The following is a 19,478-nucleotide window of genomic DNA, read 5'->3' as shown; positions in this document are numbered from 1 at the left end:
GGGGGCGGGTGGCGCGGGCCACCCTGGCCGGGCCCCCCCCCGCCCCCCCACCCCACCCCACCTCCGACAGTCTCCTGGCGCGTCTGGTTGGTCCACGTCTTGCGTGGATGAATTCGTCCAGGGAATGAATTTTCGTAGGTCGATGAATCCTCTGTAGAGCGGAGCCATGCTCCGCTCCGAGCAAGCGCAGCGAAGCGACCCGCTTTTCGCTTTTCCTTCTTCACTCCGTGGCTGACGCGCACGGAACCTGTCCGTGGCCGGGCGGGTGGGCTGTGCAGGGATGTCCGCGGCAGGGATGCCGCGGCCAAGCCCCCAAGGATGGGTTTGGCGTCCTCTGCACAGCCCACCCGCCCGGCCAAAGCAAGAAATCCCGCCCGGCGAGACAGCCACGAGGGGCTCAGCCGTTGGCCGAATCCAGTAAAATCGCCCGCATGAACGCCGCCCCCCTCCCCTACGACACCGCGCGCCTGAGCGAGCTCGCCCAGCTGCTGATCGACAACGTCCGCGAACTGGCCCAGGCCGGCTGGACCCCGGCCACCAGCAGCAACTTCTCCCATCGGCTCGACGACCGCCATGCGGCAATCACCGTCTCCGGCAAGGACAAGGGGCGGCTGATCGAGGACGACATCATGGTCGTCGACTTCGATGGCCAGGCCGTCGGCCGTCCCCTGCGCCCGTCCGCCGAGACGCTGCTGCACACGCAGCTGTACCGGCGTTTCCCGGAAGTCGGCTGCGTCCTGCATACGCATTCGCCGGTGCAGACCGTCGCCTCGCGCCTGTATGCACCGCAGGGGCACATCCGCCTGGAAGGCTATGAGCTGCTGAAAGCCTTTGCCGGCAACAGCACGCACGAGATGGCCATCGACGTTCCGGTGTTCGCCAACACCCAGGACATGAACGTGCTGTCGGCCCAGGTCGAGGATCTGCTGGACCGCCAGACGCTGTGGGGCTACCTGATCGATGGCCACGGCCTGTACGCCTGGGGCCGCGACATGGCCGAAGCGCGCCGCCACCTTGAGGCATTCGAGTTCCTGCTGCACTGCGAACTGGAACTGCGCAGGCTGCGTGGCTAGCAGATTCCAAACCGCAATCTGCGCCCGCCCGCCACCCTGCTACCCTGTCCTCCCCCCGAGACGTTCAAGCTGCCGCCATGAGCCGACTGCGCATCTACGACGACACCCGCCCCGAATCCCCGCTGCTGGACAGCCAGGACGGCGCCATCATCGCTGCCGAGCTGCAGAAGATCGGCGTGACCTTCGAGCGCTGGCAGGCCACCGCACCGGTCGCGCCGGGCGCCAGCCAGGACGAGGTGTTCGCCGCTTACCGCGCCGACATCGATCGCCTGGTCGCCGAACGCGGCTTCAAGAGCGTGGATGTGGCGTCGATCGCGCCGGACAATCCCAACCGCGCCGAGCTGCGCAGGAAGTTCCTCGACGAGCACTTCCACAAGGAAGACGAAGTGCGCTTCTTCGTTGCCGGCTCGGGGCTGTTCACCCTGCACGTGGGTGACAAGGTCTACGAGATCGAATGCGTGAAGGACGACCTGATCGCCGTGCCCGATGGCACCACGCACTGGTTCGACATGGGCGAGGAGCCGAGTTTCGTGGCCATCCGCTTCTTCACCGAGCCGGATGGCTGGGTCGGCCACTTCACCGGCACCGACATCGCGCAGAAGTTCCCCCGTTACGTTCCGACCCAGGCATCCTGATCCATGCAGCCCCGCGTCATCCTGACCGACATCGAAGGCACCACCAGCAGCATCTCGTTCGTCAAGAACGTGCTGTTCCCCTATGCGCGCCAGGCCCTGCCCGGCTTCGTGGCCGAGCATGGCCAGCGACCGGACGTGCGCCGCTGGCTGGACACGGTGGCCAGCGAAATCGGCGGCGCCTGCCAGGACAGCCTGGTCGCCGAGACCCTGCAGGGCTGGATCGACCAGGACCGCAAGCACACGGCGCTGAAGGCGCTGCAGGGCCTGATCTGGGACGCCGGCTATCGCCGTGGCGACTACACCGCGCACTTCTATCCGGAAGTGGCGCCGGTGCTGAAGGGATGGCATGCCTCGGGCCTGCCGCTGTACGTCTACTCCTCCGGTTCGGTGCCGGCGCAGAAGCTGTTTTTCGGTTTCAGCGACGCGGGCGATCTCAGCCCGCTGGTGTCAGGCTGGTTCGATACCGAGATCGGCGGCAAGCGTGAGGCCGACAGTTACCGCCGCATCGTCCAGTCCATCGGCGTGCCGGCAGGCGAGATCCTGTTCCTGTCCGACGTGGTGGAAGAGCTTGATGCCGCGCGCGAGGCGGGTCTGCAGACCCGCCTGCTGGACCGTCTGGACGACTATCCGATGCCGCGCGTCGGCGACGCCGCCCACGGTCACGAGCGGGTCGAGAACTTCCAGCAGATCCAGCTGTAACACGATCCCTTTCTGGTCGCTGCCAACCCGGGTTGGCACCGGCCCAGGCCAGGTACCGCCGACGGGGCAGCCTCCACCATCGGTGTGGCTGCGCACCTCCAGCGCCTCGCGCAGCGTGGCCAGATCCACCGGGCCGCGCACGCTGATGTCGCGGCTCTCGCCCGGCAGCAGATCGAGCAGGTTGTCCTCCAGTTGCACCTCCAGGGCACCGAAGTCCACCCATGCCGCGCGCACGAATGCGCTGCTCTGCAGCCGCAGCCGGTAGTGGTCCCCCTCGATGTCCAGCGTGGCCCTGAGCGCCTGGGGGGGCAGCACCTGATCCTTGGCCTCGACGAATCCCACGACCTGACGTGCAGTCGTCTTCCCTCCCTGCAGCACCTCGAACACGGCAATCGTGCGCTTCGGATCGGCACCCGCCAGCAGTTCGGCATCACTGAAATCGCCGACCGCCGTCACGCCCGCAGCCGCCAGGGTCACCGCCTGTTCGCGACGACGTAGCACTTTGCCGTCGACATCCATCACCCGCAGCCGCCAGCGCGCCTCGCCGGCGTCGCCATCGTTGAGCAGACGCACGCGTGTCGTGCCCTCGTCACGCAGCGCCGCCACGGCAACGGGAGCGAAGAAGCGCCGCGCCTGGTAGTGCAGCGCCTTCCAGCGCCCGAAGTAGTCCACACTCGACCAGGACGCACCCGGCCATACGTCATTGAGCTGCCAGTAGAGCGAGCCCATCGTGTAGGGGCGTGAGGCGCGATGGTGCAGCGCTGCCAGAGCGATGCCATCGGCCTGCATCACCTGGCTGAGATACACGAAGTCCCCGAAATCCTTCGGCGTACCGTAACCCCGCTCGATATAGTGCAGCAGACGGCTGTTGCCCTCGCCCGCCATGAATTTCTGGTGCGCGCGAATCACCGGGCTGTCGATCCGCTGCTCGGCGCGGGTTGCGATCTGGTCCACCGTAGCCACGGCCGGCCACGCCTGCAGGCCGTACTCGGACATGAAGCGCGGCATCTCGCGCAGATAGGCCTGCACCGGCAGCGCCGGATTGCCCCACACCTGCCAGTAGTGCTTGTCGCCACGGGTGGAGTCGTTGGCCTTCTCGTCGAGGTCGTTGCTGGGCGAACTGGACCAGTACGGCACCCCCAGCCCTTCTTCACGGACCACCGCACGCAGGTCATTGCCGAACAGGTCCACATAGCCCTGCCAGACCTTTGCTGCAAAGGCCGGATCCGCGGCCTTCAGGTCGCGGCCATGGCCCCAGTCCTTCCACGCGGTTTCCTCTTCGTTGTTGCCACACCACAACACGATGCTCGGGTGATGGCGCAGGCGGCGCACGTTGTCGCGTGCCTCGGCAACCACGCTGGCGCGGAATGCCGGGTCGTAACCGGGCTGCATGCCGCCGCCGAACATGAAGTCCTGCCAGACCAGCAGGCCCAGTTCATCGGCAATATCGAAGAACACATCGTCTTCGTAGTAGCCGCCGCCCCAGTTGCGCAGCATGTTCATGTTGGCGTCGCGCGCGGCGGTCAGCACCTGGCGCATGCGCGCGGAATCCACATGGGCCGGGAACGCGTCGAAGGGAATCACGTTCGCGCCCTTGGCGAAGACCGGCACGCCGTTGATCACGAATGCGAAGCCCTGGCCGCCGTCAGCGTCCTTGTCGCGGCGCAGTTCGACCGTGCGCAGGCCGATGCGCTGCTCGCGCGCGAGCGACTCGCTATCGCCGCCGTCCAGGCGGACCGCCACCACGTAGCGATCCTGTGCCCCGTAGCCGACCGGCCACCAGCGGCGCGGCTGGGCAAGCGCCACCGGCAGCTCCACCGTATTCGCTCCCGGGGCCACTGCAACCTGCCGCTGCACCCGCGCGACACTGCGCATCTCCGGATCGAACACCTCCACATCGACGGCCGCGGTACCCGCGGCAGCGTCCTGTTCCACCTGCAGCACGACCGCAAGCTTCGCCTGCTGCGCGTCCAGCATCTCGGTGCGTACGGCCACATCGCCGAGGCGGCGCTCCCCCCAGGAATCCAGGTCGATGCCACGCCAGACCCCGGCGGTGACATAGCGCGGACCCCAGTCCCAGCCGAAATGGTAGGCCGGCTTGCGCGCGAAATTACCGACCATCGCATCCTTCGGCTCGTCACCGTAGGGCGAAGGATAATTGCCAGCAATCCTGTTCGGCATCGCCTGGACAGCGGGCAGCAGCGTGCGGATCGGCGAACGGAACACGATCTGCAGCGTGTTGCCCGTCGCCTTCAGGCGGCCGTCCACGCGCACGCGCCAGCTGCGGTGAGCGTTGTCGGCGCGCAGCAGCGGCCTGCCGTTGAGGGTGACTTCCGCGTACGTATCCAGACCGTCAAAGCGCAGTTCCGCGTTCGGCCTGGCCAGGGTCGCGGCGTCCACATCAAAGCGTGCACGGTATTCCCATGCCGCCAGGCCGATCCACTGCAGCTCGGCCTCGGCGGCGCCGACGTAAGGATCACGGATCAGTTCATGCGCCAGCAGGTCGGTGTGGATGCTGCCCGGCACCTGCGCGCTGCGCCATTGCTGCAGGCCGGGATGCGCCGCGCCCTGCGCGTCGCCCGGCAGCATGCGGAACTCCCAGCTTGCCTGTAACGGAGCGGCCGCTGCCGGGAATACGAGAGTGGCAATCCACAACAGGGCCAGAGAGGCGAATGGGCAAACGGCACGGAAAGGGCGATGCACGGGCGGGACTCCTGTTGTGTCCGCCGGGCATGGCCCGGCGCTACCGATCATGCTTCGCCGGGCATGGCCCGGCGCTGCCGGTCATGCTCAACGCACGACGTTCAGCACTTCGTAGCAGGCACCCATGGTGTGGTAATCCACCTTGCCTGCGGGGCTCTTTTCATCGCTGTACTTGCGGTTGTCTGCATCGAGGATGCGGAACCAGGCGCCGTAGCGGTGATCGACGAAGTGCTCCCAGGAATAGGCCCAGATGCGGTCGTACCACTGCCAGTAGCGGTCATCACCGGTGCGCGCAGCCATCAGCGCAGCGGTTGCCAGGGTTTCGGCCTGTACCCAGAAGTACTTGTCGTCGTCGCAGACGAAGCTGTCGCCGCCGATCGGCGCGCCGTCCATGCCCGGCTGCCGCCGTGACTCCGGCGCGAAACCGTAGTACAGGCCACCACGGGCCTCGTCCCAGCTGCGCTCCACGGCCACGTCGAACAGATGACGCGCCGTCGGCACCAGCCAGTCGGCCTGCACGTGCCGATCCAGGATCAGCAGCAGTTTGGCCCACTCCGTCTGGTGGCCCGGCTGGAAGCCCCAGGGACGGAACAGATGCTTGGGGTCGTCCAGGTTGTAGTTCCAGTCGATCTCCCAGTTGGAATCGTAGTGCTCCCATACCAGGCCACCGGCCTTGGCTGCCTGTCGACGGGTCATGGTGTCGGCCAGCTGCAGGGCACGTTCCACATAGCGCTGTTCGCCACTGGCCTCGAACGCAGCCAGCATGGCCTCGCACATGTGCATGTTGGCGTTCTGTCCACGGTAACCGGTGAAGTTCCACTGGCCGTCCGCCTCGTCCCGGTACAGACCGTGCTGCGGCTCCCAGAAGCGCGCCTCCAGCAGCTGCCAGGTCTCATCCATCCACGCGCGGGCCTGCTCGATGCCGGCCTTCAACGCGCAGCTGTAGGCCAGCAGGACGAACGCCACGCCGTAGCAGTGATTCATGTCGTCCTCGACCTGGCCATCGCGCAGGGTCCAGGCATAGCCACCGGTGGCCGGATTGCGGTGCACCTCACGCAGATAGCGCACGCCATGCTCGACGGCCTCGCGGTACTCGGCCTTGCCGAACTCGCGATAGGCCATCGCGTAGTTGAAGACGAAACGGGTGCTGCTTACCAGATGGCGATGGCTGGCATCGTAGACGCTGCCGTCGTCACGGAAATAATGGAAGAAACCACCGGCCGGATCGATGCAGCGCGGATGATAGAACGCCAGGGTATCGGCGATATGCGCGCGCAGGAACGCGGGCGAACGGAAGTCGGGCGAGGTGCTCATGCGGTAATGTCCTGTGCCTGCAGCAGCTGCTGCACTTCGTCGAGCGAGGGCATCGCGGCGAACGCGCCCTTGCGGGTAACGGCCAGCGCGCCGACCGCGGCACCGAAGCGCAGCGTGGCGTCGATGGCCTGCGGGTCCCGGCAGAACGCGCTGAATCCCGCGCCTGCGCCACCCCGCTCCAGCAGTCCCACCAGCACGCCTCCCACGAAGGCATCACCGGCTGCGGTGGTATCGACAGCGGCGACCTGGAAGCTGGTCACCGTGCCCTGCGCTTGGCGGGTGTACCAGCGCAGCGTGGCCGCACCATCGGTCACGATCACCCAGCGAGCCTGCGCCGCCAGCAGCCGCTGCAGCACCGCGTCCTCGCCGCCGTCGCCCAGGGGCGCCGCCAGGTAGTCCAGTTCTTCGCGCGACAGCTTGACCAGGTCCGCGCGTTCGAGCGCCTGCCACAGGCGCGGCGACGGATCGACATCGGCCGGCCACAGCGCCGGCCGCAGGTTGAGGTCGAGACTGACCACAGCCCCGGCAGCGCGCGCGCGCTCCATGCCCGCGAAGGTTGCGTCCGCGATGGCCGCCTCGGTCAGGCTGTTGGAGCAGACGTGGAAGCACTGCGCACTGTCGAAGCAGGCGGCCTGGAAATCACTGTCGCGGAACAGCAGATCGGCCGCCGGCGGACGGTAGAAGCTGAAGCTGCGCTCCCCCTCTGCATCGAGAGCGACGAACGCCAGCGCGGTCTTGGCGGCATCGGTGCGGACGATGTAATCGGTACCGACACCGTGCTCGGCCAGGCTTTCGGCCAGGAAGTCGCCGAACATGTCGCGGCCCAGCATGCCGACGAACTGGGTCTTCGCGCCCAGCCGCGCGGCAGCCACCGCGACGTTGGCCGGTGCCCCGCCGGCGTATTGCAGGAACGCGCGCGGCGTGTCCGCATTGGCCGGCGGCTGCGCCAGTAGATCGATCAAAATTTCGCCGAAGCAGACAATCGCACCCATTCCGGACTCAGCCTCCCTGCGTTGCGGAGGCCGGCGTACGTGCGCCGACCAGTCCGTAGAAAATGATGTAGACGTAGCACAGCAGCGGCAGGATGAAGCTGGCCTGCACCCCGATGTGGTCGGCCAGCACGCCCTGCAGGTACGGCACCACGGCGCCGCCGACGATGGCCATGATCAGCAGGCTCGAGCCCTTGTTGGTCAGCGGCCCCAGGCGCTCGATGCTGAGCGCGAAGATGGTGGGGAACATGATCGAGTTGAACAGGCCGATCGCCACCACCGAGTACAGCGCGACACTGCCGGCGCTGGCCATGGTCAGCGCCAGCAGTCCGACGTTGACCAGTGCGAAGATCGCCAGCAGGCGGCTCGGCGAGAAGCGAGCCAGCAGCGCCGAGCCGGCAAAGCGGCCGACCATCGCCATCGTCCAGTAGGCGGAAACGTAGTGTGTGGCCTCCTGCTCGCTGAATCCGCCGATGTCGGGCATCGACAGGTAGTTCACCAGGAAGCTGCCGATCGACACTTCCGCACCGACATAGAAGAAGATGCCAAGCACGCCCAGCAGCAGATGACGCTGGCGCAGCGCATCCAGATAGCTGTGGTGATGCCCCTGGTCGGCCTGTTCGGTCGCATCGCTCAGCGCCGGCAGGCGGAACAGGAACACGAACAACGCCAGCAGCACCAGCGCCACCGCGAGGCCCACATACGGGCCCTGCACGGCCTGCGCCTCGGCAGCACGATAGGCCAGCTGTTCGGCGGCCGGCATCGCCGCCATTTCATCGGCGCTCTTGACCGTATTGGAGAGAATCAGCATGCCGCCGAAGATCGGCGCGATTGCCGTACCCAGCGAGTTCAACGCCTGCGCCAGGGTCAGCCGGCTGGAGCTGGTCTGCTCCGGGCCCAGCAGCGCCACATAGGGATTGGCCGCCACCTGCAGCACGGTGATGCCGGTAGCGAGCACGAACAATGCACCCAGGAAGGCGCCGTAGATCCGCAGTTCGGCCGCCGGCCAGAAGCCCAGCGCACCCACACCTGCAATCAGCAGGCCGGCCACGATGCCCTTCTTGTAGCCGAGAGCCGCGACCAGGCGGCCAGCGGGCAGCGACATCAGGAAGTACGTACCGAAGAAGGTGAACTGCACCAGCATCGCCCGCGCGTAGTTCAGCTCGAACACCGCCTTCAGGTGTGGAATCAGGATGTCGTTGAGGCAGGTCAGGAAGCCCCACATGAAGAAGATGGTGGTCACCACGGCCAGGGCCTTGCTGTTGGTGACGGCCGGTGCGTTGCCCGGGGAACCCGACGGACGGGGCGTTGCTGAGATCGGCATGCGGAACGCGCCTCGTTGCGCGGAATCGTTGTTGCGTGGAAGGAGTAACGGCAGTGAAATCAGGTCGGCCGGGCGGCACTGCTTTCGCGGATCCGCAGCTGCACCGGAGCCACCGTGCGCCGTGGCGGCGCATCCGGTTCGTCCAGGCGCTGCAGCAGCAGTGCCGCCGCCTGCCGGCCACGCTCGCGCGGGTCGGCGGTCAGCGTCGTCAACGGTGGCACCGCCACCGAAGCCTCGGAAATATCGTCGAAGCCGGTGACAGCGAAATCGCCGCCCGGCCGGATGCCGCGCGAGTTCAGGCCCAGCATCAGCCCCAGCGCGACGGTGTCGTTGTAGCAGACCGCTGCGCTCGGCCGATGGCCATCGGCGAACAGTTCGTCGGTGCGTGCAGCCGCCTCCAGCCGGTTCGGCGCCGATTCGATCATCCAGCCGGGTGGCAGCGACAGTCCAGCCTCAGCCAGCGCCTGCTGGAAGCCGGCACGGCGCTGGTGGCAGGAACTGGACGCCGCGTGGCCGCCGAAGAAGGCGATATGGCGATGGCCGCGCTCGATCAGGTGGCGGGTGGCCAGATAGGCCCCATGCTGGTTGTCCAGCGTCAGGAAGTCCCAATCGGCCCCGTCCAGCTCACGGTTGAACAGCAGGACGTTGGCATTGGCTCCCAGTGCCTGGCGCAGCTGCGTGGCATCGCTGCCTTCGGCCGGCGACAGGATCAGCCCCGCCGGGGTGTGTTCCATCAGCGTGGACAGCACCGCCTGCTGGCGTTCCGGCGATTCGCCGGTGCTGCCCAGCAGGGTCACGTAGCCACGCCCACCCAGCGCCTCGTCGACGCCGGAGGCGAATTCGGCGAAGAATGGATTGGACAGGTCGTTGATCACCAGTGCGATGCTGGAGGACGTGCGCCGCCGCAGGTTGGCTGCTGCGCGGTTGTAGACATAGCGCTGGCGCCGCAGCTCGGCCTCGACCTTGGCCCGGGTATCGACGTTGACCAGCGGGCTGCCGCGCAGCACCAGCGACACGGTCGCCCGCGACACGCCGATGGCGCGCGCGATGTCGGTCACCGTCACTGCCTTGCCGGCGCGTTTGCTGGAAGTGCTGCTGCCGTTGTCGTTCATCGTATTCCCGGGCTCCGCTGAGGGCTCAAGCCTAATGGATCGCGGCCGTCTCGTGCCGTGCCGTTCGCTGGGTCGCCGCGAACGGCACAGCCCCGATCAACGCAGCTGGCTGCCAGGTGCCGCGCACCAGGACACCGGCAGATCCTTCACCGCCGTGCCCCACCCCTGGGTCGGCGCCTGCGCGTCGAGGGCGAAGTGCAGGCGCGGGCCCTGCTGCAGGCGCTCCCAGTCCAGCCAGACCGGGGCATGCGCCTGGCCATCGACCTGCACGCCCTGCACGTACTGCAGGCGGCGGCCGTCCGCCCCCGGGGCATTGATGCGCAGGGTGCGGCCATTGCCCATGTCGACCTCGACCCGGGCAAAGCGCGGCGTATGCAGCAGGAACTGGCCACTGCCCGGTACTGCCGGGTACATGCCGATCGCACTGAACAGGTACCACGCCGACATCGTTCCAAGATCGTCGTTGCCGGTCACGCCATTGGGCGCATTGGTGAACAGCTGCTGCGCGGCCCGCACCACCGCGGCGGTCTTCCACGGCTGGCCGATCAGGGTGTAGAGCCACGGCGCGTGCAGATCGGGTTCGTTGTTCGGGTTGTAGCGGAACTGGTTGTAGTAGCTGTAGGGTCCGACCACCCATTCGCGCCGCGCGGCATTGAGCGGGTCGGCCTGCAGTGCATCCATCGCGAAGAAGGCATCGAGCCGGCGCCCGGCCTGCTCACGACCGTCCATCGCCTCGACCAGCCCCGGCATGTCCTGCTGCGCCAGCCACTGGTACTGCCACGCGGTGCCTTCATGGAAGCCGTGGTGGGAACGGGGGCTGTAGTGCCCGTCGGCCGGGGTGTACCACTGCCCATCCTCGGTGCGAGGCCGCGGGAAGCCGCTGAAGCCGGTCTCGGCGTCGCGGACCTGCGGGTCCCACACCTTGCGCCAGTTGCGGCCGCGCTCTCGCAGCGTCGCCGCATCCCGGGCGTGACCCAGGCCATCGGCCATCTGCGAAAGCGCGCAGTCGGCCAGTGCATATTCCAGAGTGGCCGAGCCGCCGTGATGCGGATCGACGTCCATGCCCTTGGACGGGAACGCACGGTCGTAGACCACGTAGCCCTTGTCCAGATAGGTCGGATTGCCCGACCGGCCCGCATGACGGGAATTCAACGGCGGGGTGCCGAACGCATTGCGGCGCAGCGCATCCCACGCCTGCGATTCACGGCCCTTGAACGCACCGAAACGCCACAGGTCGACCATGAACGGGGTCACCGGATCGCCGGTCATGATGTTCGTCTCAAAGTTGGCGTAACCCCAGCGTGGCAGCCAGCCCCCCTGCTCGTCGATCGCCAGCAGCGTGCGGCCGATGTCACGCGCCACATCGGGGCGGGTCAGCGCCAGCCATTGGTTCTGTGCACGGTAGGTATCCCACAGCGAGAAGTACTCGTAGTAGGTCCAGCCATCCGCGCGATGGATGCCATCGTCGTAGCCGCGGTAGCGGCCGTCGGCATCGCTGCCGGTCAGCGGCTGCAGCAGCGCGTGGTAGGCGGCGCTGTAGAACACCGTGCGGTCATCAGCACTGCCGCCCTGCACGCGCACCCGGCCCAGCTCCTCGCGCCACGCCTGCTGCGACAGCGCGCGCATGCGGTCGAACCCCATCAGCGCTCCGCCCTGCATGCCCTCGGTGCGCAGGTTGGTGCGCGCGCCTTCGGCATCGACGTGCGAAATCGCGCTCACCGCCGTGACCGACTGCCCCTTGTCCAGGTCGAAGCTCAACCAGGCACCGTTCGGCTTCTGCTCGCCTTCCATGCTGTGGCGCGCCCCCGGCAGGCCACCGGCCTCGCCCCAGGTACCATGCGCCTTGAACGGGCGATCGAACTCGATGCGGAACCACGTCGTGTACTGGTGGCCACCGCAGAAACTCTTGGTGACCAGCTTGCCCTCGACCACGCGGTCGCCGACCACGTCGATCACGCTGCCGATCACCGAATGGCGTTCATTCGCCTGGCCGACATTCACCAGCACGTGGCCATCGCCGCTTCGCTGGCTGAAGGTGTAGCGCTCGGCGGCGGCACGGGTGCGCGCGGTCGCCTCGGCATCGATGCCACCGTAGCTGGTCAGGCGCACCTTGTAGTAGCCGGCCTGGCCGATTTCGCCGTCATGCGTGTACGACGCGGCGTAGGTCTTGTGGTTGAAGCTCTTGGCGTCGGCGGTGTCGAAATCGCCACCGGGACCGATGCTGCCGGTCACGGGCAGGACCGAGACCTGGCCGCCCTGCTCCCAGCACCCGGCACCGGACAGGAAGGAGTGGCCGAAGCCACGGATCTTCTCGTCGTCGTAGCGCCACCCCGAATAGTGGCTGCCGATGGGGCTGACCTGGATCAGGCCGAAGGGTGCCGAGGCGCCCGGGAACGTGTTGCCATCGTCCTTGCTGCCGATGAAGGTGTTCACCTCGCGCTCGAGTGCGGCCGGGGCGGCCTGCAGCATCACCGGCGACATCGCCAGTGCGAGCAGCCAGGCCAATCGCGTCAACGGGCGCGGCGTCGAGGGGACAGCGGGAGCGGACGGCACTGGGCGCATGTCGGGTTCCTGTGGTCGATGGTGCGGTGGCAGACGGCTGGAGCCTGCAACGCCTTCCGCTGAGCGCTGCCTGCCGGCAGCCTGCTCCCCGTGGAATGGCGCGAGACCCGCGCAACCGTGAATTTAGATCGATTCAAGTAGAGCATGGCGATTCGCGCCAATGCATTCTGCGCCGCAGCATACGTCCCGCCGCGCGGCCTCCTGGCCGGCCTGCCGGGGAATCGCGCGAGAAAACGTTTCCAGCAGATTCAGAAAAACGTCACACCCCCGCCACGGCAATACCATATTGCGCAGCAGCATGCGCCGACGGGCAACCCATGCTAAAAAACGCCCGCCCATCGCTTAGATCGATCCAAGACGACGTTGCGGTGGCCGGGAGTTTGGGGAAGCAGCGACAGGACGGGCCGGCACAGACACAGGATGCAGTTGCAACTGCGTAGCGACCGCACCGGCATCACCACAGATTAGATCGATTCAAGTCATCCGCACCACGTCACACGTCAGCGGATCAATCCAGGAGAGAGGGAGAGATGGGAATGAGTCACTCAAAACGCATGCATGGCCAGGACGCACTGTCGCTGGCCATCGCGCTGGCATTGGCCGCTGCCGTCCTGCCGGCGGGCGCCGCGGCGCAGCAGGCCACCACCGGCACGCCCGATGCCACCACCCTGGACAGCGTCCAGGTCACCGGCTACCGCTACGCCATCGAAAAGAGCCTTGAGCAGAAGCGCGACGCCAACGCCGTGGTCGAAGTAATCACGGCCGAAGACGTCGGCAAGTTCCCCGACAAGAACGTGGCCGACGCGCTGCAGCGCGTACCGGGCGTGGTCATCACCCGCGACGGCGGCGAAGGCAAGACGGTCAGCGTGCGCGGCCTCGCTGCAGACCTGACGCTGACCCAGTTGAACGGCAACTACGTCGCCACCTCCGAGACCAACGACGAGGCGACCCGCTCTTTCAACTACACCCTTCTGCCGTCCAACATGCTGTCCAGCGCCGAGCTGTTCAAATCGCCGGAAGCGCGCATCGATGAAGGCGGCATCGGCGGCACGGTCATCCTGCACACCCGGCGCCCTCTGGACATGGAGTCCAACTCGGGCTTCGTCACCCTTGAAGGCACCTCGTCAGACACCAGTCACGACATCGATCCGCAGGCCTCCGCACTGTACTCGTGGCACAGCAAGGACGAGCGTTTCGGCGTGCTGGTCGGCGTGACCCAGCAGAAACGCACCAGCCGCACCATGGAAGTCACCACCGAGAACTATCAGTGGTACGGCACCGATACCGATGCGCGCGACGTGCATGGCAACCCCATGCTGCAGGACGGCATCGAGTACTGGTGGGGCAACTCCGGCTTCAACAACCAGAACGGTCGCAACTACACCGACTTCTTCATGCCGACATCGGTCAATTTCGCGGTGAAGGAGGAAACGCGCGAGCGCAAGGGCGGGCAGCTGACCTTCCAGTTCAAGCCGGTCGACAACGTGACCATGACGGCCAACTACTTCCGCTTCGAGCTGGAGGGCAACTACGCCCAGCACATGCTGAAGGTGCCGGAGTGGAGCATGGCCCGCTTCAATGGTGACGGCAACTGGGCCGGCGGCCGCATGCTCAACGGGCTGGACTTCGATCCCAGCGGCACCGTCGTCACCGGCGCGCAGTTCGAGAAGCTGGCCGGCAAGACCTATTACTGCAATGAAGCCGAGGCCGAAGCGGCCGGGCTCGAGCCGGGGGGCTGGGGCCCCGATGACTGCACCATTCCGACCCCGCAGCTCACCGGCGGCTACAGCCGCGAAAAGGCGCTCTCGCAGACCGCCGACCTCAGCATCGACTGGGATATCAGCCCGCTGTGGAAGGCGTCGTTCACCGGCGGCCGTACCTGGTCCGAAGGCGGCCCCTCGATGAACTTCCGCATGTCAGCCAAACCGCGTCGGCAGACCAATGGCGTGTGGGAATCGTCCAGCAGCACCTCCTGGGACCTGACCGGCACGCCGTCGGGCACCTTCGCACCCGACCTGCAGCAGCAGCTCATGGCCGGCATCGCCGAGATCGACACCGGTTCGACCGACTCGTCCTGGAAGCAGACCGAGATCAAGCAGAACTATTTCCAGGCCGATGTCACCAAGCTGTTCGAATCCGGCTGGCTGGACTCGATCCAGTTCGGTGCCAAGTATCGTGACGGCACGGTGCACCGCAACACCGGCAATACCTACTGGGTGTGCCAGGGCCGAGACCCGTCGGACTACGACAACAACCGCTACCAGAGCGGCTGCGACCCTACGGCCAATATCGCCCAGCCCGGCTTCTTCCTGTCCAACCCGATCAGCAACATCCCCGGCGGCTTCAATACCAACGTGTTCCCGGGCATCAACTATCCGGCCTACATCGATTACCTGAACAAGACCTACGGCGGTTCGCACAACCGTGTCGAGGACGACTTCATCTACAACGTCAACGAGAAGATCTACTCGGGCTACTTCCAGGCCAACTTCCGCACCGAGCGGGTGCGCGGCAACGTGGGCGTGCGCGTGGTGCGCACCAAGCAGCTGGCGCAGTCCACCGATTCGATCGAGCGTTTCGACGACTACTTCCTCGACAACGCCGCAGGCGCACCGATGGCGTGCTCCGACCCGGCCGCGGCGGCCTACCCGAACTACAGCTGCGAGAGCGGTTTCGTGCGCCTGCCCTACAACTTGGCACAGAGCAAGAGTTTCGAGCTGCTGGGCGTGGACCGCACCTACACCGACGTCCTGCCGAGCTTCAACATCGCCTGGGACATCACCGATACCCTGCTGCTGCGCGGCGCCGCCTCGAAGGTCATCGCACGCCCCGGCTACACCGAGATCGGCGCTCCGGGCAGCCTGCGCTACTACAGCGAGGAGTACGTCAACGACCGCCGCGTGGCCGGCGGTGCACCGACCCCGGGCTGGACCGGCGACGGCAGCAACAAGCAGCTTGAACCCTTCGAGGCCACCCAGTTCGACCTCGGCCTGGAGTGGTACTTCCAGCCGGGCGCGGTGGCCGGCGTGGGCCTGTTCCGCAAGAACGTGGACAACTTCACCGTGCCTGTCGTGCGCGACATGCAGATGCAGGTCGGTGGCGAAACCGTGACCGTGCAGGACTACGAGACCCGTGCCAACGGCCAGGACGGTGTGTCGCAGGGCGTGGAGCTGTACGGCCAGTACACCTTCGATTTCGGCGTCGGCGTGCAGGCGAACTACACCTACAACGACACCAACCTGGCCTCGATCGTGCTGGATGGGCAGAACATCGGCTCGTCGCCGCTGGTCGGCAGCGCCAAGAACCAGGCCAACGTGACGGTGTTCTACGAGAACGACAAGTTCCTTGCCCGCGCCTCGTACAACCGTCGCGGCCAGGTGGTCGGCGGACTGAACAACGGCATGACGGTCTACACCGAGCCGTACGACCAGCTTGATCTCAACGTGGCCTACAACCTCACCCCGGAGTGGACCCTGACCGCGTCGGTGATCAACGCCACCAAGTCCGAGCAGCGCGTGCATCTGGGCAATGACACCAAGGCCCGCCTGATCTCCAATACCTACGCGGGCCGCCAGCTGTACTTCGGCGCGACCTGGAAGTTCTAAGGCAGTCGCCCCGCCCGGCGCGGGGACATTCCTCCACGGCAGCCACGCTGGTACAGGTGGCTGCCGTTTTTCATGGGCATCGCGGAGGCATCACTTGACCCTGCCATCGCTGGAAGGTGCACACTGGCTGCATTCCCCGGAACCGAAGGAGCTACAGATGGACTTCCATGTTGACGGCATGACCTGCGGCGGATGCGCGCGCAGCGTGACCCGCGCGATCCAGAGCGTTGATCCGCAGGCACGCGTGGTCGCCGATCCGCCGACAGGCCGCGTGCAGGTGCAGACCACGGCCAGCGAAGCGGAGATCTTCGCCGCTGTGAAGGACGCAGGCTTCCCGCCGCGCACCGCCTGATCGCCCGGCTCCGGGCGATGCCCACGTCCTTCTGAAGGAGCCACAGCACTCCCGCCGCGCAGGTGCGAAGGCCCCTGCGCCCCGCGGCTCAGCTACGGCGCGTCTGCCGCCGCCGCGGCGCGACAGGCTCCGCGCCTTCCTCGCCCTCCTCCAGCCGCTGCAGGATCGGGCACTCCGGCCGCTCGTCGCCCGCACAGCAGCTGAGCAGCGACTTCAGCGTATCGGCCATCTGCCGCATCTTGTCGATGCGCTGCTCGAGATCATCGATGTGCTGCTCGGCCAAGCGCTTGACGTCGGCGCTGTGCCGGGACGTATCGTTCCACAGTCCCAGCAGATCCGTGATCTCCGCGACCGAGAATCCCAGGTCCCGCGCGCGGCGGATGAACCGCAGTCGATGCACGTCGGCGTGCGAATAGGCCCGGTAGCCGGACGCCGTGCGGTCGGCAGCAGGAATCAGCCCGATCTGCTCGTAGTAGCGGATCATCTTCGCCGAAACGCTCGATGCCTTCGCGGCCTCACCGATGTTCAAGACAGTCTCCTTTTCAGTGGCTGGCGGCGTCGGCCATCGGCGCCCGGAAGCGACGCAGGCGCAGTGCATTGCCCAGCACGAACACGCTGGACAGCGCCATCGCACCGGCAGCGAATATCGGCGACAGCAGGATGCCGAAGGACGGATACAGCACGCCGGCAGCCACCGGAATCAGCGCGGTGTTGTAGGCGAAGGCCCAGAACAGATTCTGCCGGATGTTGCCAAGGGTGGCCCTGGACAGCGCGATTGCATTGGGCACGCCCAGCAGACTGCCGGACATCAGTACTACATCGGCCGATTCCACCGCCACATCGGTACCGGTGCCGATGGCCAGGCCCACATCCGCCTCCGCCAGCGCCGGCGCATCGTTGATGCCGTCGCCGACGAAGGCGACGTGACCATGCGCAGCCTTGAGGCGTCGCACCGCCTCCACCTTGCCTTCGGGCAGCACTTCGGCCACGACCTCGTCGATGCCCAGCTGGCGTGCGATCGCCTGTGCGGTGCGCGCATTGTCGCCGGTGATCATCGCCACCTTCAGTCCCAGCGCATGCAGTGCGGTGATGGCGGCCGGCGTGCTCGTCCTGATCGGGTCGGACACTGCGATCACCGCTGCCAGCCGGCCATCGAAGGCGGCGTACAGCGGCGACTTTCCTTCACCTCCCAGGCGCTGCACCAGCGCGGCAACGCCATCGATATCAACGCCCTGCGTTCGCATGAACCGGTCGGCCCCGACTTCAATGCGGCTTCCCTGCACGATCGCACGCACCCCCATGCCGGTGACCGATTCGAACTCCTGCAGGGCCGGCACGGAGATGCCCTCCTCCTCGGCGGCCATCACGATCGCGCGCGCGATCGGATGCTCCGAGCGCGATTCAACGGCTGCGACCGCGCCCAGCACCGCCGCTCGCGCAAAACCGTGGCTCAGTTCCAGATCGGTCAATCGCGGGCGGCCCTCGGTCAGGGTTCCCGTCTTGTCCACCGCCACCACCCGCGCATCCTTCAGCAGCTGCAGTGCCTCGCCCTTGCGGAACAGCACGCCCATCTCCGCGCCCCGCCCGGTGCCGACCATGATCGAGGTCGGCGTTGCCAGCCCCATCGCACAGGGGCACGCAATGATCAGCACGGCCACGGCATTGACCAGGGCGAAGGTAAGCGCCGGGGACGGCCCGAGCAGCAGCCACGCCACGAAGGTGGCCAACGCGGCCAGCATCACCGCAGGCACGAACCACAGCGTGACCCTGTCGACCACGGCCTGGATCGGCAGTTTCGACCCCTGTGCCTGTTCAACCAGGCGGATGATCTGCGCAAGCACGGTCTGCGCACCTACCGCCGTGGCACGCACGGTCAGTGCTCCCTGCTGGTTGACCGTACCACCGACCACGGCCGCGCCCGATGCCTTTTCAACCGGAACCGGCTCACCGCTGATCATCGACTCATCGACGAAGCTGCGCCCCTCGACCACCTCGCCATCCACCGGGACGCGTTCGCCAGGACGTATTTCCACGAGGTCGCCACTGACCACCTCGCCCACCGGGACGTCGACCACCCGACCGTCGCGTACTACGTGGGCGACCTTGGCCTGGAGCTTGACCAGCCGCTTGATGGCTTCCGACGTACGGCCCTTGGCACGCGCCTCGAGAAAGCGGCCCAGCAGGATCAGCGCGACGATCACCGCCGCAGCTTCGTAATAGACGTTCACCGTGCCGGGCGGCAGCAGCCGCGGTGCGAAGGTCGCGATCACCGAGTAGCCGAACGCCGCCGCGGTGCCCACCGCGACCAGCGAGTTCATGTCCGGTGCCAAACGCAGCAGTGCCGGAATGCCCTTCTGGTAGAAGCGCCGGCCGGGAATCACCAGGACCAGCGTGGTCAGCACGAACTGCACATACCAGCTGGCCTGCAACCCGATGGTCGACATCACCCAGTGGTGCATGCCCGGGATCAGATGCGATCCCATCTCCAGTATGAACACCGGCAGGGCCAGCACGCTGGCCAGTATCAGCGCGTGTTTGAGTTCAGCACGCTCGGCGTCCTTCTTCTCCCCGCCGTCATCGGCCTGCGCGCTGCCATCGAGAAGACGAGCGCCGTAGCCCGCCCTGTCGATCGCCGCCAGCAGCGCCTCCACGTCTGCTGCGCCGCGAACAGTGGCACGCTCGGTGGCCAGGTTGACGCTCGCCGCGCTCACGCCCGGCACGGCCAGCAGTGCGCGTTCGACCCGGCCCACGCAGGACGCGCAGGTCATGCCCTCCACGGCCAGCTCCACGGTCGTGGCCGCAACCTCATAGCCGACCTTGTGCACCGCCTGGATCAAGGCGGCGCGGTCCACCGGCCCCGACGGACGGATATCGGCACGTTCCGTGGCCAGGTTCACCGAGACGCTGCCGACCCCCTCCACCTTGGCCAGCGCGGCCTCGACCCGGCCTACGCAGCTCGCGCAGGTCATGCCTTCGATGGGCAGGCTGATCGGATCAGGCACGGAAGCGGCGGTGTTGGCGTGCGACAGGCTCATGACTGGATTCCCGGGTTCCTTCTGGACAGGAACAGGCTAAACCTTGCCATCGTGGGAAGGTCAAATCCAGCCTGT

At 66.7% G+C, this 19,478-nt stretch carries 12 protein-coding genes and 1 pseudogene; 5 read left to right on the top strand and 8 right to left on the bottom strand.

Annotation, left to right across the window (positions count from 1 at the left end):
* The first annotated feature begins 431 nt into the window (after positions 1 to 431).
* From ABE543_RS11865 to mtnC, 3 genes are all read left to right on the top strand, one after another.
* Entirely contained in the window at positions 432 to 1,073 is a 642-nt protein-coding gene (locus tag ABE543_RS11865; RefSeq protein ID WP_053516701.1) for a methylthioribulose 1-phosphate dehydratase, read from the top strand.
* 77 nt (positions 1,074 to 1,150) lie between these two features.
* The gene (locus ABE543_RS11860; RefSeq protein WP_053516703.1) at positions 1,151 to 1,708 is read left to right on the top strand and encodes an acireductone dioxygenase; all 558 of its coding nucleotides are present in this window, start codon (positions 1,151 to 1,153) and stop codon (positions 1,706 to 1,708) included.
* A gap of 3 nt (positions 1,709 to 1,711) precedes the next feature.
* On the top strand, positions 1,712 to 2,407 hold the full coding sequence (gene mtnC, locus ABE543_RS11855; protein ID WP_065182688.1) for an acireductone synthase: 696 nt from the start codon (positions 1,712 to 1,714) through the stop codon (positions 2,405 to 2,407).
* Positions 2,408 to 2,494: 87 nt separating this feature from the next.
* On the opposite strand, the pseudogene ABE543_RS11850 reads toward mtnC, so the two are convergent.
* The 6 genes and pseudogenes from ABE543_RS11850 to ABE543_RS11825 form a co-directional block, all read right to left on the bottom strand.
* A pseudogene (locus tag ABE543_RS11850) lies at positions 2,495 to 4,996 on the bottom strand (glycoside hydrolase family 2 protein); the annotation flags it as partial.
* A 201-nt stretch (positions 4,997 to 5,197) separates the two neighbouring features.
* Positions 5,198 to 6,424 (bottom strand): AGE family epimerase/isomerase, encoded by a 1,227-nt coding sequence (locus tag ABE543_RS11845; protein WP_346475715.1) that lies wholly within the window; start codon positions 6,422 to 6,424, stop codon positions 5,198 to 5,200.
* On the bottom strand, positions 6,421 to 7,416 hold the full coding sequence (locus tag ABE543_RS11840; RefSeq protein WP_053516706.1) for a carbohydrate kinase: 996 nt from the start codon (positions 7,414 to 7,416) through the stop codon (positions 6,421 to 6,423). The genes ABE543_RS11845 and ABE543_RS11840 overlap by 4 nt, the downstream gene beginning before the upstream one ends.
* A gap of 7 nt (positions 7,417 to 7,423) precedes the next feature.
* The gene (gene fucP, locus ABE543_RS11835; protein WP_262101333.1) at positions 7,424 to 8,737 is read right to left on the bottom strand and encodes an L-fucose:H+ symporter permease; all 1,314 of its coding nucleotides are present in this window, start codon (positions 8,735 to 8,737) and stop codon (positions 7,424 to 7,426) included.
* A 59-nt stretch (positions 8,738 to 8,796) separates the two neighbouring features.
* Positions 8,797 to 9,849, bottom strand: coding sequence for a LacI family DNA-binding transcriptional regulator (locus ABE543_RS11830; protein ID WP_053516709.1), 1,053 nt, complete (start codon positions 9,847 to 9,849; stop codon positions 8,797 to 8,799).
* A 96-nt stretch (positions 9,850 to 9,945) separates the two neighbouring features.
* Positions 9,946 to 12,330 carry a GH92 family glycosyl hydrolase gene (locus ABE543_RS11825; RefSeq protein ID WP_262101352.1) on the bottom strand — a complete coding sequence of 795 codons (2,385 nt, stop codon included), beginning with the start codon at positions 12,328 to 12,330 and terminating at the stop codon, positions 9,946 to 9,948.
* Between the two features lie 611 nt (positions 12,331 to 12,941).
* Between ABE543_RS11825 and ABE543_RS11820 the strand changes: the two genes are divergently transcribed.
* Together ABE543_RS11820 and ABE543_RS11815 are read left to right on the top strand one after the other, a co-directional pair.
* Positions 12,942 to 16,016 (top strand): TonB-dependent receptor, encoded by a 3,075-nt coding sequence (locus ABE543_RS11820; protein WP_193396325.1) that lies wholly within the window; start codon positions 12,942 to 12,944, stop codon positions 16,014 to 16,016.
* Positions 16,017 to 16,173: 157 nt separating this feature from the next.
* Entirely contained in the window at positions 16,174 to 16,368 is a 195-nt protein-coding gene (locus ABE543_RS11815; RefSeq protein ID WP_053516712.1) for a heavy-metal-associated domain-containing protein, read from the top strand.
* Positions 16,369 to 16,456: 88 nt separating this feature from the next.
* Here ABE543_RS11815 and cueR read toward each other — a convergent pair whose 3' ends face one another.
* Positions 16,457 to 16,897: a Cu(I)-responsive transcriptional regulator gene (gene cueR, locus ABE543_RS11810; protein ID WP_322523465.1), complete on the bottom strand. Its 441-nt coding sequence runs from the start codon at positions 16,895 to 16,897 to the stop codon at positions 16,457 to 16,459.
* A gap of 13 nt (positions 16,898 to 16,910) precedes the next feature.
* Positions 16,911 to 19,403, bottom strand: coding sequence for a heavy metal translocating P-type ATPase (locus ABE543_RS11805; RefSeq protein ID WP_346475714.1), 2,493 nt, complete (start codon positions 19,401 to 19,403; stop codon positions 16,911 to 16,913).
* Positions 19,404 to 19,478 lie beyond the last annotated feature (75 nt).

The organism is Stenotrophomonas sp. TWI169 (genome assembly GCF_039674705.1).
In the GTDB taxonomy this organism is placed as follows: Bacteria; Pseudomonadota; Gammaproteobacteria; order Xanthomonadales; family Xanthomonadaceae; genus Stenotrophomonas; species Stenotrophomonas maltophilia_P.
Note: the sequence above shows the minus strand (reverse complement) of the source record. Positions and strands in the feature narration are given on the sequence as shown.

Bases quoted from the DNA above. Each gene is read 5' to 3' on its own strand.
- ABE543_RS11825 (WP_262101352.1), bottom strand. From the start codon at position 12,330: ATGTCGCCGGTGATGCTGCAGGCCGCCCCGGCCGCACTCGAGCGCGAG.
- mtnC (WP_065182688.1), top strand. From the start codon at position 1,712: ATGCAGCCCCGCGTCATCCTGACCGACATCGAAGGCACCACCAGCAGC.
- ABE543_RS11830 (WP_053516709.1), bottom strand. From the start codon at position 9,849: ATGAACGACAACGGCAGCAGCACTTCCAGCAAACGCGCCGGCAAGGCA.
- fucP (WP_262101333.1), bottom strand. From the start codon at position 8,737: ATGCCGATCTCAGCAACGCCCCGTCCGTCGGGTTCCCCGGGCAACGCA.
- ABE543_RS11805 (WP_346475714.1), bottom strand. From the start codon at position 19,403: ATGAGCCTGTCGCACGCCAACACCGCCGCTTCCGTGCCTGATCCGATC.
- ABE543_RS11840 (WP_053516706.1), bottom strand. From the start codon at position 7,416: ATGGGTGCGATTGTCTGCTTCGGCGAAATTTTGATCGATCTACTGGCG.
- ABE543_RS11865 (WP_053516701.1), top strand. From the start codon at position 432: ATGAACGCCGCCCCCCTCCCCTACGACACCGCGCGCCTGAGCGAGCTC.
- ABE543_RS11860 (WP_053516703.1), top strand. From the start codon at position 1,151: ATGAGCCGACTGCGCATCTACGACGACACCCGCCCCGAATCCCCGCTG.
- ABE543_RS11815 (WP_053516712.1), top strand. From the start codon at position 16,174: ATGGACTTCCATGTTGACGGCATGACCTGCGGCGGATGCGCGCGCAGC.
- ABE543_RS11820 (WP_193396325.1), top strand. From the start codon at position 12,942: ATGGGAATGAGTCACTCAAAACGCATGCATGGCCAGGACGCACTGTCG.
- ABE543_RS11845 (WP_346475715.1), bottom strand. From the start codon at position 6,424: ATGAGCACCTCGCCCGACTTCCGTTCGCCCGCGTTCCTGCGCGCGCAT.